Source organism: Micromonospora sp. NBRC 110009, from assembly GCF_030518795.1.
Classification (GTDB): domain Bacteria; phylum Actinomycetota; class Actinomycetes; order Mycobacteriales; family Micromonosporaceae; genus Micromonospora.
In genome coordinates this window covers 5,495,871-5,508,829 of sequence record NZ_CP130427.1, presented here as the reverse complement: position 1 = coordinate 5,508,829, position 12,959 = coordinate 5,495,871, and the positions used below count along the sequence as shown (strand labels likewise).

At 71.4% G+C, this 12,959-nt stretch carries 15 protein-coding genes and 2 pseudogenes; 16 read left to right on the top strand and 1 reads right to left on the bottom strand.

All coding sequences use genetic code 11. The annotated features are described in order from the left end of the window. The first annotated feature begins 74 nt into the window (after positions 1 to 74). The 14 genes and pseudogenes from Q2K19_RS26000 (at position 75) to Q2K19_RS25940 (ending at position 7,659) form a co-directional block, all read left to right on the top strand. Complete coding sequence (locus Q2K19_RS26000) at positions 75 to 1,064, top strand: DUF4192 domain-containing protein (RefSeq protein WP_302764584.1); 990 nt, start codon at positions 75 to 77, stop codon at positions 1,062 to 1,064. Between the two features lie 120 nt (positions 1,065 to 1,184). Next, positions 1,185 to 1,307: a hypothetical protein gene (locus Q2K19_RS25995; RefSeq protein WP_302764582.1), complete on the top strand. Its 123-nt coding sequence runs from the start codon at positions 1,185 to 1,187 to the stop codon at positions 1,305 to 1,307. A 12-nt stretch (positions 1,308 to 1,319) separates the two neighbouring features. Next, on the top strand, positions 1,320 to 1,658 hold the full coding sequence (locus Q2K19_RS25990; protein ID WP_302764580.1) for a hypothetical protein: 339 nt from the start codon (positions 1,320 to 1,322) through the stop codon (positions 1,656 to 1,658). Further along, positions 1,619 to 1,726: pseudogene (locus tag Q2K19_RS33410) on the top strand (IS5/IS1182 family transposase); the annotation flags it as partial. The gene Q2K19_RS25990 and the pseudogene Q2K19_RS33410, both read left to right, overlap by 40 nt. Before the next feature lie 6 nt (positions 1,727 to 1,732). Continuing rightward, positions 1,733 to 1,867 carry a hypothetical protein gene (locus tag Q2K19_RS25985; protein WP_302764579.1) on the top strand — a complete coding sequence of 45 codons (135 nt, stop codon included), beginning with the start codon at positions 1,733 to 1,735 and terminating at the stop codon, positions 1,865 to 1,867. Positions 1,868 to 1,898: 31 nt separating this feature from the next. Continuing rightward, positions 1,899 to 2,357 carry a MarR family winged helix-turn-helix transcriptional regulator gene (locus Q2K19_RS25980; RefSeq protein ID WP_302764578.1) on the top strand — a complete coding sequence of 153 codons (459 nt, stop codon included), beginning with the start codon at positions 1,899 to 1,901 and terminating at the stop codon, positions 2,355 to 2,357. A gap of 40 nt (positions 2,358 to 2,397) precedes the next feature. Next, the gene (locus Q2K19_RS25975) at positions 2,398 to 3,786 is read left to right on the top strand and encodes an MFS transporter (RefSeq protein WP_302764576.1); all 1,389 of its coding nucleotides are present in this window, start codon (positions 2,398 to 2,400) and stop codon (positions 3,784 to 3,786) included. 33 nt (positions 3,787 to 3,819) lie between these two features. Then, complete coding sequence (locus Q2K19_RS25970) at positions 3,820 to 4,113, top strand: DUF1330 domain-containing protein (RefSeq protein ID WP_143604950.1); 294 nt, start codon at positions 3,820 to 3,822, stop codon at positions 4,111 to 4,113. Positions 4,114 to 4,145: 32 nt separating this feature from the next. Then, a pseudogene (locus tag Q2K19_RS33405) lies at positions 4,146 to 4,484 on the top strand (transposase); the annotation flags it as partial. Further along, complete coding sequence (locus Q2K19_RS25960; protein WP_368046161.1) at positions 4,411 to 5,076, top strand: transposase; 666 nt, start codon at positions 4,411 to 4,413, stop codon at positions 5,074 to 5,076. The pseudogene Q2K19_RS33405 and the gene Q2K19_RS25960, both read left to right, overlap by 74 nt. Further along, positions 4,958 to 5,263 (top strand): DUF3085 domain-containing protein, encoded by a 306-nt coding sequence (locus Q2K19_RS25955; protein ID WP_302764570.1) that lies wholly within the window; start codon positions 4,958 to 4,960, stop codon positions 5,261 to 5,263. Before Q2K19_RS25960 ends, Q2K19_RS25955 begins: the two co-directional genes overlap by 119 nt. Positions 5,264 to 5,540: 277 nt before the next feature. Next, complete coding sequence (locus Q2K19_RS25950) at positions 5,541 to 5,843, top strand: transposase (RefSeq protein ID WP_446839594.1); 303 nt, start codon at positions 5,541 to 5,543, stop codon at positions 5,841 to 5,843. Further along, complete coding sequence (locus Q2K19_RS25945; RefSeq protein ID WP_302763311.1) at positions 5,840 to 6,736, top strand: IS3 family transposase; 897 nt, start codon at positions 5,840 to 5,842, stop codon at positions 6,734 to 6,736. Before Q2K19_RS25950 ends, Q2K19_RS25945 begins: the two co-directional genes overlap by 4 nt. Positions 6,737 to 6,915: 179 nt before the next feature. Continuing rightward, positions 6,916 to 7,659, top strand: coding sequence for a thioesterase family protein (locus Q2K19_RS25940; protein WP_302764569.1), 744 nt, complete (start codon positions 6,916 to 6,918; stop codon positions 7,657 to 7,659). Positions 7,660 to 7,810: 151 nt separating this feature from the next. Here the strand turns inward: Q2K19_RS25940 and Q2K19_RS25935 are convergent, their stop codons facing one another. Next, positions 7,811 to 8,407: a PadR family transcriptional regulator gene (locus Q2K19_RS25935; RefSeq protein WP_302764568.1), complete on the bottom strand. Its 597-nt coding sequence runs from the start codon at positions 8,405 to 8,407 to the stop codon at positions 7,811 to 7,813. A gap of 99 nt (positions 8,408 to 8,506) precedes the next feature. Between Q2K19_RS25935 and Q2K19_RS25930 the strand changes: the two genes are divergently transcribed. Continuing rightward, positions 8,507 to 11,332, top strand: a complete 2,826-nt coding sequence (locus Q2K19_RS25930) for an FtsX-like permease family protein (protein ID WP_302764567.1) — start codon at positions 8,507 to 8,509, stop codon at positions 11,330 to 11,332. A gap of 2 nt (positions 11,333 to 11,334) precedes the next feature. Beyond that, entirely contained in the window at positions 11,335 to 12,081 is a 747-nt protein-coding gene (locus tag Q2K19_RS25925; RefSeq protein WP_302764565.1) for an ABC transporter ATP-binding protein, read from the top strand. Positions 12,082 to 12,959 lie beyond the last annotated feature (878 nt).

Sequence of the window (12,959 nt, the reverse complement as noted above, 5' to 3'; positions counted from 1 at the left end):
CGCGACATTCGCGCACCCCCGGCACGGCCGATCGACCCTGCCCGACTTCATCTCACCAATGACAGGAGACACTCATGTCCGACTTCAACCGGCTGCCGGTCGGCTCACCCGCCGACCTGCTCACCGCCGTGCCGTACCTGCTGGGCTTCCACCCGACCGACAGTTTCGTCACCGTCGGCGTCGCCGGCACCCGGGTCGTCGTCGCAGGCCGCGCCGACCTTCCCGAACCCTCCCACGTCGCCGCCTGGATCGCGGGCATGGCACGGTCGCAGATCCGCCTACTGCGCCACGCCGCCGCCACCCGCGTCATCGTGATCGGCTACGGGCCCGCCACCGCCGTCACCCCGGTCATGGACGCCATGGCCCCACGCCTCACCGCCGCGGGCCTCGACATCCTCGACGCCCTGCGGGTCACCGACGGCCGCTACTTCTCCTATCTCTGCCAGGACCCCGCCTGCTGCCCCACCGACGGGACGCCCTTCGACCCCCACCGCAGCGATGTCACGATGCACGCCATCGTCGCCGGCTGCCGGGCCCTGCCCGATCGGGCGGCGCTCGTCGCCAGCATCGCCCCCGCCAGCGGGGCCGCCCGCGTCGCCGTCACCCGCGCCACCGTCCAGGCCCGCGCCCGCCGCCGCGCGCTGCTCGCCGCAGCCGGACACGACGGCCTGGTCCGCGCCGGCGTCGACGCGGTGACCGCCGCGTTCGCCCGCTACCGCGACGAGCAGGTCCTCCACGACGACGAGCTGGCCTGGCTGACCGTCCTGCTAACCGACCCGGTGATCCGCGACGCCGCTTGGCAGGTCAGCGACGACTGGCAGGTGCCCATGTGGACCGACATCACCCGCCGGGCTCACCCGCCCCTCGCGGCGGCGCCGGCCAGCCTGCTCGCCTTCACCGCTTGGCGATGCGGCGATGGGGCCCTGGCGTCCGTCGCCGTGGACCGTGCTCTCGCCGCCGACCCCGACTACAGCCTCGCGCACGTGATCGACCAAGCGCTACGCGCCGGGCTCCCCCCGTCCGTGCTGGATGGCGGGCCACACAACGGGCAGCCTCCGTTCTGAGCCGCAGGAGAAACGACCGATACCGCCCTTCCTCGACGCCGTATCCGGGCTCCTGCACGACCACCGCTCCACCCTCAACCCGAACCAGCTCCCCGACGCCTGCGCCCATCGCCCGACGAGGTGAACGCGCAGCTCGCCGCAGCGGGCACCATCACCGCCACTGGTGGGCGGATCATCGCCCTAACCGGCGCCACCGACGTGCTCAGCGACCCCCACACCAACTGCGGCACTTCTCTGCACTGATCTCGAGCCTCGTTGTCTGGGAGTGTGCCGGCGGGCCGGATCGTCGTGATCGTCCTGGCCGTGCTGCGCCACGACCAGCGCGCCGCCGACCTGGCCGGCGGTAACGGCATCGCGGCCACGACGATCCGCCGCTGGACCGACGAGGTCGTCGCCCTGCTGGCGGCCGGGGCACCGCGCCTGGACGGCGCCCTGGCCAAGGTCGCCAGACGCGGCGGGGAGGCCGTGCTGATCGACGGCACCCTCATCCCCACCCGCCGCCGCACCGGCAAGGACAACCGCAAGAACTATTCGGGAAGCACAAGCGCCACGGCCTGCACTTCCTCGCGCTCACCGACGAACGCGGACGCCTGATCTGGATCTCCGCCGCGAGGCCCGGGCGCACCCACGACATCACCGCCGCCCGCCACGACCACATCGTCGAGCACTTGAAAGCCGCCGGCCTCGGCGCCCTGGCCGACCTGGGCTTCCTTGGCCTCGACAAGGACTGCAACGACCAAGTCGTCGTCACCGGCTACAAGGCAGCGGTCGAGGCCGCCCGCGCCAGACGACCATTTCCATAAACTATGAATATAAAAATGCTATGCTTCGAGCATGAGCCGTCAAGACGCCGCTCCTGGCGCGTCCGCCGCCATCGGGGCAGCCCTCTACGGCCTGGCCACCAGGGCCGCGAGACGCCTGCCCCGGGACATGAGCCTGACGTCCGCCGCCACCCTGGCCACCCTGGACCGGACCGGCCCGCGGCGCATCACCGATCTGGCCGCGGTCGAGGGCGTCACCCAGCCCGCGATGACCGCCCTGGTCCGGGTGATGGAGGAGTCCGGCCTGGTCGAGCGGCGGGGCGACGCGTCCGACAAGCGGGTCACGCTGGTGTGCCTGACCGAGGCCGGCGCCTCCTATGTCCGGACGCGGCGCCAGGCGGGCGTCCACGCGTTCGAGCGGTTGATCGGCGAGCTCACCGGCGACGAGGTCGAGGCGCTGGTGGCGGCCCTTCCGGCGCTGAAGCATCTGGCAGAGCTCGAAAGCCAGGACCGCGAAGGGCCGAAGCAGTGACCGGGCAGCCGGTCGGCGGGTCGCGGTGAAGGCGTTCCCGGTGGCGCGTTCCGAGGCGCGGCTGCTGGTCCCCGCCCTGATGTTCATCGCTCTGGTCGTGGCGGCGGTCGCCAGCCTCGGGACGCCGCTCATCACCAGCGTGGCGACCTCGTTCCACGTCTCGCTCGGCAGCGCGCAGTGGACGCTGACCGTCGCGCTGCTCAGCGGCGCCGTCGCCACGCCGGTCCTGGGCCGGCTCGGAGCCGGCCCGCACCGGCGGGCCACGATCCTCGCCACGCTGGCGGTCGTCGTCGCCGGCAGCACGCTCACCGTGCTGCCGCTGCCGTTCGCGTGGCTGCTGGCCGGCAGGGCGGCCCAGGGCGTCGGGCTCGGGCTGACGGCGCTGATGATGGGCGTGGCCCGGGACCACCTCCCCGAGGAGCGCAGCGCGGCCGTGATCGCCCTGATCTCGGTGGTCTCGATCATCGGGGCCGGCGTCGGCTACCCGCTGGCCGCACTGCTCGCCGAGCTCGGCGGGGTACGGGCCGCCTACGGCCTCGGCCTGGTCGTCACCGCCGCCGCCCTCCTGACCGCGTGGCGCTCCATGCCCGAAGCCCCCGAAGGCCGCTCCGCCCACGTGGACGTGGCAGGCGCGGTCGTCCTGGCCGCTGCGCTGCTCCTGGTGCTGTTCCTCGCCGGCGAACGGAATCTGTGGAGCCGGCACCTCGCCGTGGCGGCGGGCCTCGCCGTCGTCGCGGTGGTGCTGCTCTGCGTCTGGGCCGTCATCGAGCTGCGCAGCACGACGCCCCTGGTCGATGTGCGGGCGGTGCGGCACCCGGCGGTCGCCGGGGCGAACCTCGCCATGTTCGTCGGCGGGATCGGCATGTACCTCCTGCTCACGCTCATCACCCGGTACGCGCAGACGCCGCACGGCGCCGGCTACGGCTTCGGGCTGACGACCTTCGTCGCCGGGCTGGTCCTCATCCCGTTCTCGGTGCTGGGGTTCGTCGCCGGCAAGCTCACGCCGCGGGTCCGGACGCGGATCGCCGACCCCCTGCTCCTGGCCGGCAGCGCCGTCGTGGTCGGCGGCGGGTTCGCCCTGTTCGCGGCGGCCCGGTCGGACCTGGCCGAACTGTTCGCGGCGATGGGCGTGCTCGGCTTCGGCGTCGGCGGCTTCTCGGCCGCGATGCCCGGCGTCATCCTGGCCGTCACCCCCAAGAGCGAGACGTCGAGCGCCATGAGCTTCAACTACGTCGTCCGCAGCGTCGGGTACTCCCTGGGCAGCGCCATCGGCGGCCTGATCCTCGCCGCGGGCACCGGCCCCGGCCACCTCTTCCCCGACGACAGCGCCTACATCACCGCGGCGCTGGTCGGCATCGGCGCCATGGGGATCACGACGCTGACAAGCCTCGCTCTCGCCCGCCGACGCTCGTCCGAGACCAACCCGTAAGTCAGATGCACTCATCCCAACACTGGAGGTTCCATGCCCAAGGGCTACTGGGTCAGCGCCTACCGCACCATTTCAGACCCTGAGAAGCTGGCTGCTTACAACAAGCTGGCCGGTCCGGCCGTCGAGGCCGGGGGCGGTCGGGTCCTCGCCCGTGGCAGTCGGGTCGTGGCGCATGACGCCGGAATCGCCGAGCGCACCGTCCTGATCGAGTTCGACAGCTTCGAGCAGGCCGTCGCGGCGCACGAGAGTGCGGCCTACCAGGAGGCGCTGGTCGCCCTCTCCGACGGCGTCGAGCGCGACTTCCGCATCGTCGAAGGCATCGACTGACCGAGGTCCAGTGGGACTGTCAGGAAGATCGTGTGTGGGGCGGTGATCCGGCCGGCTGGAGCGGTTGCTCCGGCCGGGAAGGATCACCGTTGACGAACAAGGACATCGCAGCCGAGGAGACGGCGGCTGTCGAAGGTCAGGCCCCGGCGGGGCTGGACGTGCGGATCGCCCAAGAGCTGATCGATCAGGCCCGGGCGCAGGGTGTGTCGCTGGTCGGGCCTGGTGGCCTGCTCAGCCGGGTCACCCGCACCGTGCTGCAGACCGCCCTCGAGGCGGAGATGACCGAGCACCTTGGGTATGAGAAAGGCGATCCGGCCGGGCGGGGCCGGGGCAACCACCGCAACGGCAGCTCGCCGAAGACGGTGCAGGCCGAGGTCGGACCGGTGCAACTGCAGGTGCCACGGGACCGGGCCGGGGCGTTCGAGCCACAGAATCGTGCCCAAGCACGCCCGCCGCGTCGAGGGCTTCGACGAGGCCATCGTCTCGCTGTATGCCAGAGGCCTGACGACCGGCGAGATCCAGCCGCACCTGGCCGACATCTACGACGTCGACGTCTCCCGCGACCTGATCTCCCGGGTCACCGACAAGGTCCTCGAAGAGCTCACCGCCGCACTCAAGGTGCTCTACCTGGTCATTCGCAGCCCGCGGCCGAACCGGGCTAACGTCACCGGCAAGACCGGCGGCTGGAAGCAGGCGCTGAACTCCCTCGCATGTTCTACGGCGAGCGCATCACCGGAAACTGAGAAGGCGATCACCGCCTCGCACACAAAGATCCGGACAGTCCCCCGACCAGGCGCCCTCGTTCGCCGAGCACGAAGACGGCATCACCTGCCCCGGCGCGCTGGTGTGGGTCCACGACCACGGCGTCTACCTGATGTCCAGCGGCCTGCCGCGCCTCGAGGATCCGAACCGGCCCGGCAGCAGCCTGGTCGTCTACGCCCACGGTTGGTACCCCAGCACTGACGGCCACCGCCGCGACCCGGATCTCGGCGGCGACGACTTCGCCGAGCACCTGCACCTCACCGACCAGCCCACCCCGCTGATCACCACCCTGAGCACCGCCGCAGCCGCCGGCTACTCGTGGCTGCACCTGACCGTGCGCTCCGACACCTACGAGGTCCGGATCAGCCGGATCCGCCGCCAGTCCTGACACCAGCCGACGGTCCCGCCGCCCGCCAGGGAGGCGGGACCGTCTCCGTTCTCGAGGAGCAACCTGCGATGACCACACCCGAGACGACGACGTCACCACCGACCCTGGAATCCGTCCTACTCGACGCCTGGAACATGTTCCACCCGGGCCAACCCGCACCACTGGGATGGCTCACCCACACCACCGCCCAGATCCAGTGTGGGCCTGACCCGCTTTGACGGACATCTGAGATCAGGAGCTGGAGGGCTCCGGGAGGATGTCCAGCATCATGGAGAGCATGGGTAGGAAGCGGTCGCGGCCTCGTCGGTCGTTCACGGCGGAGTTCAAGGCCGAGATCGTGGAGTTGTGTCAGCGTGGGGATCGGACGATCGGGCAGGTTTCGAAGGATTTCGACCTGACGGAGACCGCGGTACGGGAGTGGGTCAGGCAGGCTGAGGTCGACGCGGGCGCCCGTAGCGACGGGTTGACCAGTGACGAGCGGGCCGAATTGGCGCAGCTGCGCCGGGAGAACCGGCGGCTGCGCGAGGACGTCGAGATTTTGAAGCGGGCGACGGCTTTCTTCGCGAAGGAGACCCGGTGAACGTGTACCCGTTCATCGAGGCGGAGCAGGCCGGCTCACGCAGCGTCAAGCGTGCGTGTGAGCTGATGCAGGTCTCCCGGTCCGCCTATTACCAGCATGTCCGTGGCGAGCGGTCCGAGCGTGAACGGGTCGACCAGGCCCTGACCGAGAAGATCACCGCGGTGCACGCGATGTCGAAGGGCACCTACGGGGCGCCGCGGGTGCACGCCGAACTCGTCGCGGCTGGGCTGCGGCACGGCCGCAAACGCGTCGCACGGTTGATGCGCACGGCCGGGATCGCCGGCAAGTGTCCACGACGGTGGCGCACCACCACCATGCCGGATCCGGCCGCCGAAGCGCGTCCTGACCTGGTCGGCCGGGACTTCGACACCGACGCGGCCGCGGTCGACACCCGATGGTGCGGGGACATCACCTACATCAACACGTGGGAGGGCTGGCTGTATCTGGCCGCGGTCATCGACCTGGCCTCCCGGCGGGTCGTCGGCTGGGCGGTGGCCGATCACCTGCGCACCGACCTGGTCGACGCCGCCCTCACCAACGCCATCCGCCGCCGCCGACCCACCTCGGGGCTGATCTTCCACGCCGACCGCGGCTGTCAATACACCAGCACCCAGCACGCCCGCCTCACCAAGCGCCACGGGATCCGACTGTCGCTGAGCCGGCGCGGGCAGTGCTGGGACAACGCCGTCGCCGAATCGTTCTTCGCCACCATCAAGACCGAACTGCTACACCGCCAGGCCTGGCCCACCCGCGAAGCCGCCCGCCAGGCGATATTCGAGTACGTGGAAGGCTGGTACAACACCCGCCGCCGGCACTCCAGCCTCGGCTACCTCAGCCCCGCCACCTACGAAGCCACCGGTCTAAGCCCGGTAACCGCCAACAAAGTAGCGTGAGATCACCACATCGACCCTGTCCGTCGAAACGGGTCAAGCCCAGTGAGACGCGGAATCAGGGCCCGTTGTGTAGTGACTTCGACCGTGCCACCGCGGTTACTCCACACCGTGTAGACGGATCGGTCTTCGACGCCGTCCTGCACGACGGGTGGCGGGTCGGCGTTGGTATCAACGGCGGCTTGCTCTCCGCCCTCGCCGCCCGGGCCCTGTCCGAGGAACTCGGCCGGTCCGGCCACCGCGACCCGTTCTCCCTGACCGCCTACTTCCTCTCCGCCTGCCACCCGGGTCCGGCGACCGTACGCACCGAGTCGGTGCGAACCGGTCGTCGCCTCTCCACCGGCGCGGCCCGACTGATGCAACCCGGAGAGGACGGCACGGAGGTGGAACGGCTGCGGGTGCTGGCCAGCTACGGCGACCTGGGCACGCTCACCGATGAGGTGCTCACTACGGCCGCTCCTCCCCCCATGCCCGACCCCGACGACTGCGTGCCGGCCGACCACGCACCGCCCGCGTTCCTTGAGCGGGCACCCTTCATCCGGCAGATGGACCTCCGGCTCGACCCGTCCACCGTAGGCTGGACCGTCGGACAGCCCTCAGGCGTCGGAGCACAACGCGGCTGGCTTCGGATGCCCGATGGTCGCCAGCCCGATCCCCTTCTGCTGGCCTTCGCCGCCGACTGCCTCCCAACGGCTGCCTTCGACCTCGGGGTCTTCGGATGGGTACCTACAGTGGAGCTCACCGTGCACGTACGGGCGAGACCATCGGGCGGGTGGTTGCGGGTCAGCCACGCTACCCGCAACTTCGCGGGCGGCTTCCTCGAAGAGGACGCCGAGATCTGGGACGAGGCCGGCCGCCTCGTCGCCCAGTCCAGGCAACTGGCCCGCGCCCCTGAGCGAGGGCACATGTTTTCCGCTCACTTGTGAAACGGCGTCCGATACCTGCCCCAGCCTCGGCGGGCGGGGACAAGGTGGAGCGCCCTACTGGACGCGCCTTGTACCGGGCCGGCAGTGCACCCATGGCCGGCTCGGCGGAGCCTGCCGCCCGACGGCCGGCGAGGCGGTCGCCGCGGTCGGTTCAGCCGGCGGCGCGCGCCTGTCCGGCTTCCCCTCCGGCTGCCGGGCGGTCGGCGGCGAGACCAGCGAGCGCCGTGCCCCCGTCGCCGAGCAGCGCCGACTCGGCGTCGTCGACGAACGCGAGGTCGGCCTCGACGTGCCGACTGGCGGCCGAGAGCAGCAGCCGGACCACCGGATCGTCCGCCCGACGGCGCAGGCCGTCGAGATTCCGCAGTTCCCGCAGCAGGTGGGCGCGCTGGTTGGCGAGCACGGTCCGGACGGTGGTCGCCGCACCCGACCGGGCCGCGGCGGTGACCTTCAGGAAGAAGTCGTCCCGGAAGCCGCCGCTGCGCGGGCTGGGTTCGGTGAGCCAGCGATCCAGCTCGGTCCGGCCCTCCGGGGTGATCTCGTAGACCACCCGGTCGGGCTTGACCGGCTGGGCCTGCCGCTCGGCGACCACCAGTCCGTCCCGGGAGAGCCGGTCGAGGATCTGGTAGAGGTGCCCGATGTTGAGCGGGCCCCACTGCGGGCCGACCGCCGCCTCGAAGGCGCTCTTGAGTTCGTAGCCGTAGCTGGGGCCGCGGGCGAGCAGGGCCAGGACCGCGTGCTGGATCGCCACCGTCTCCTCCGATCCGGTTCCTGACAGACGCCCGGAATGGGCCTTGCATTGTGACAATGTATCGCGCACAGTGTGGGTCAGCACACGGGGAGGCGCGACATGTTCCGTTTCGTCTGGGGGCAACTTCGCGGCCGTGCCGGACGGTCGGTGGCGCTGCTGGTCGGCGTGCTGGTGGCGACCACCGGCTTCGTCGTCCTGACCGGCGCCACCACCACCTCCCGGCTGGCCGTCACCGGCACCGTCGAGCGGAACACCCGCGCCGCGTACGACATCCTGGTCCGCCCGAAGGGGACGCGCACGCCACTCGAGGCCGAGCGGCGGCTGGTCCGGCCCAACTACCTCTCCGGGCTCTACGGTGGCATCACGACCGCCCAGTACGAGCAGGTCAAGGCCGTCGAGGGGGTGGACGTGGCCGCCCCGATCGCGATGCTCGGCTACTCGACCACGCCGATCGAGATGCCGATCGACCTGACCGACGTGGTCGACCGGTCGCTGGACCGCCAGGTCATCCGGATCGACCGGACCTTCCTCGCCGAGCGGGGGCTCACCCACGCCCCCGCCGCGCCGACCTACGTGTACGTGACGAAGCACCGGCTGCACTATCCGGTCATCGGCGACCAGTACCGCGCTGACGCGGTGCGGTACACCGACGGGCGGACGTACGACACCCAGGACTGCGGTCTGGTGCCCCGGGAGGTCCTCGACGGTGGGCGCACCGAGCCGGTCTGTGATCTCCAGGTCGAACAGAGCAACTCGCTGACCACCCTCACCGAACGGCAGACGTGGCGGGTCGACACGTTCCGACTGCTGCCGGACGGGCGCTTCGAGCAGTCGACAGCGGGCAGCGGAGCGGACGCGCCCTCGTCGACGTCCACCACCCGGCTGACGGTGTCGATGTATCTCACCGTGCCGTTCCTGCTCGCCGCGGTCGACCCGGACGCCGAGCAGCGCCTGATCGGACTCACCGACGCCGTGGTGTCGGGGCGTCCGCTCACCGCCACCGACACCACCACCGTGACCAGCGAGCGGGGTGGGCTGACCAGCCGCACCATGCCGGTGCTCGCCACCAGCCGACCCTTCGTCGACGGCGCGATCCGGGCCACGTACACCCGGTTGCGGCCCGGTCGCAGCCTCGCTGGGCTTCCGCCGCAAGACCTGGCGGCGGCGCTGCGCGGGGCACCGGCCGTGGCGGCCGCCGGCACGGAGCAGGACGCATTGAGCGCGTACCGAACTCAGCTCGCCGGCGGACTGAGCCGCGACGGCTGCTGCTGGGGCCAGCTACAGGTCGTCGTGCAGACCGGCCAGGCCAACTACGACCAACAGGCCGACGGCACGCTGCGGGTGCGCACGGCGTCCCCGGATCCGGACGTCTACCACGGCGAGGGGACGACCCTCACCTCGCTACCCCGACCCTGGCTCACGGAGGACACCAGCTTCCGACCACTGACCTCCCTGCGGCTCGGTCGCGGCGACCAGGACGCGCGACGGTGGCGCGCCGTCGGCCTCTTCGACCCGGAGAAACTGACCGGCTTCAGCGACCTGGGCAAGGTGCCGCTGGAGACGTACGAACCGCCGGTGACCCAGGGCGCCGACGAGCGCAGCCGAGCCGCGCTGGGCGGCAAGCCGCTCGAACCGAGCGGCAACCCCGCCGGGTACCTCTCCGCCCCGCCGCTGCTGCTGACCACCCTGACCAGCGTGCCCGGTCTGCTGGCGCACGGCACCAGCCCGCAGCGCACCGCCCCGATCAGCGCGATCCGGGTCCGGGTGACCGACGTGCACGGATACAGCAAGCAGTCCGCGGAGCGGGTCCGGCTGATCGCCGAGCGGATCGCCCAGGCCACGGGCCTGGATGTCGACATCACCCTCGGCTCCTCCCCGGCCCCACAGACAGTGGACCTGCCGGCCGGCGCGTTCGGCCGCCCGGAGCTGCGGCTGACCGAGAACTGGTCCGCGCTCGGCGTCGCCTCCACCATCACGAAAGCCGTCGACCGCAAGAGCGCCGCGCTGTTCCTGCTGGTGCTGGTGGTCTGTGTGCTCTTCCTCGGCAACGCGGTCTCCGCCGCGGTCCGGGACCGCCGCCCCGAGCTGGCGGTGCTCGCCTGCCTCGGCTGGCCGGCTCGCCGGATCGGCGCGCTGATCCTCGGCGAGGTCGCCGCGCTGGGCCTGGCCGCCGGGCTGCTCGCCGTCGGACTCGCGTTCCCGCTCGGCGCGGCCCTGGACATCGGCGTCGACTGGCGGCGGGCGCTGCTCGCCGTACCGGTGGCCCTGCTGCTGGCGCTGGTCGCGGGGCTGGCGCCGGCGCTGCGGGCCGCACGCGCCCACCCGGCCGCCGCGCTGCGCCCACCGGTGGCCACCGCCCGTTGGGTACGCCGGCCGCGCACCCTGCCCGGCCTGGCCCTGGTGAACCTGGTCCGCACCCCCGGACGCACCCTGCTCGGCGCGGGCGCGCTGGCCATCGGGGTGTCCGCGCTGACCCTGGTCGCCGCCGCCGCGTACGCCTTCCGCGGCGCCATCGTGGGCAGCCTGCTCGGCGACACCGTCTCGCTGAGCGTGCGCGGCGCGGACGCCCTCGCGGCGGTGGCGACCGTGCTGCTCGGTGCCGCCGCCGTCGCCGACGTGCTCTACCTGAACATCCGGGACCGCGCCGCCGAACTGGCCACCCTGCGCGCCACCGGCTGGACCGACACCGCGCTGGCCCGCCTGGTCGGCTACGAGGGCTTCCTGCTCGGCGCGCTGGGCGCGCTCGCCGGCGCCGGCCTCGGGCTCGGCGGGGCGGCCTGGCTCGTCGGCGACCTGCCGGCGGCGCTGGTGACGGTGGCCGCAACCGTCGCGCTGGCCGGGGTGCTGGTCACCTGCCTGGCAGCGCTCGTCCCGGCCGCGCTGCTGCGCCGGCTCCCCACCGCACAACTACTCGCCGAGGAGTGACCATGAACGCGACCACGGGAAGCACGGTACGCATCGCCGGACTGGTCCGGCAGTTCCGCACCGGCACGGAGCGGCTCACCGCCGTCGACGACGTGTCGCTGGAGGTCGCCGCGGGCTCGGTGGTGGCGCTGACCGGGCCGAGCGGCTCCGGCAAGTCCACCCTGCTGCACCTGATCGGCGCGATCGAACAGGCCGATCGGGGCACGGTGACGGTGGACGACGTGGCGGTCACCGCGCTCCGGCGAGCGGCCCTGGCCCGTTACCGCCAGCGGATCGGCTTCGTCTTCCAGCGCTACCACCTGCTCCCGGCGCTGACCGTACTGGACAACGTGATCGCGCCGGTACTGCCCCGCCGGGGCCGCGCCGACCACGCGGCCCGGGCCCGGGAGCTGCTGGACGCGGTGGGTCTCGCCGGCCGGGAACGCGCGCTGCCCGCCCAGCTCTCCGGCGGCCAGCAGCAACGGGTGGCGATCGCCCGGGCGCTGATGGGCGCGCCCCGCCTGCTGCTCGCCGACGAGCCCACCGGCAACCTCGACTCGACCACCGGCGCCCAGATCCTCGACCTGCTCCTCGACCTGCGCGACCAGCACGGCATGACGATCCTGCTGGCCACCCACGAGCGGGCCATCGCGGCACGCTGCGACCGCCTGATCCGGCTCGGCGACGGCCGGATCGTCGAGGACGTCGACCTCACCGACGGCGAGGATCCAGCCGAGACCTTCGACCGCGCGGCCCGGCTACGCCTGTAGCCGCACCGGCCGACCCGCACCGCATTGCTGTATGGCGAATTGCAGACGCTGTTGGATCGGGGCGTCTCGGATTCGGAAGCTCAAAAGCTGTGGATGGTTGACGGGCGGGCTTCCTATGATCCCGGCTACTACGGCAAATCGTACGTGAGCTGGCTCAGGGAGATCAGAGATCTATTACGTGATCGGTTAGTTGGTCGTGATCGGTTAGTTGGTCGATAGCCTCCGTACCCCGTCAGCGTACCTGCGCAGTCGAAGAGCGTGCTCAACCGGTCGTGACGCCCGAAATGCGTGCTCTCCGCGCTCCGCGCGGTTGCGTCTCCCTCTCGTGACCGCTGGGCTTGCGGCTACTTCACCCCGACATCCGAGCGCGATGCTGCACCTATGCGAGATGTAGCTGATGTCCCGATCGTGGGTGGACCGGCCGATGGGCGTACCGCCTCCGTCGAACTCGACGACCGTGGGTTCCCGCCAGCGGAGTTGCACTCGGGTGACGTCGACGTCGTCGGCGATGGTCTGTATGTGCGGCAGTCCGTCATGGGGTCAGGGCCGCCCTGGACGTACCACTGGCAGGCGACCTCGTGATAGCCGTCCGCCTCGGATCAGTCGGGTCCGGTGTCGAGCGACCCGCCACCGGGGGATGGGTGCCATGCTGGTGGTGCGCGTACGCTCGACGCTGGTCGGGTTGCACAAGGGTGTGGAATTCCCGGGTGGCGCAAGAAGCGACAGCCGTGTGGGTGAGCCCTGGAAAAAGATCTGGCACCGATGGCCAACGTGCATTGACAACAGTGAGACATGAGGCCTTCGATTGTGTTTCGGTGTCCGAATCACGGGCGCATCGGTAAACACGGGAGGCGATGTCGTGGACACGAAGGCCACCG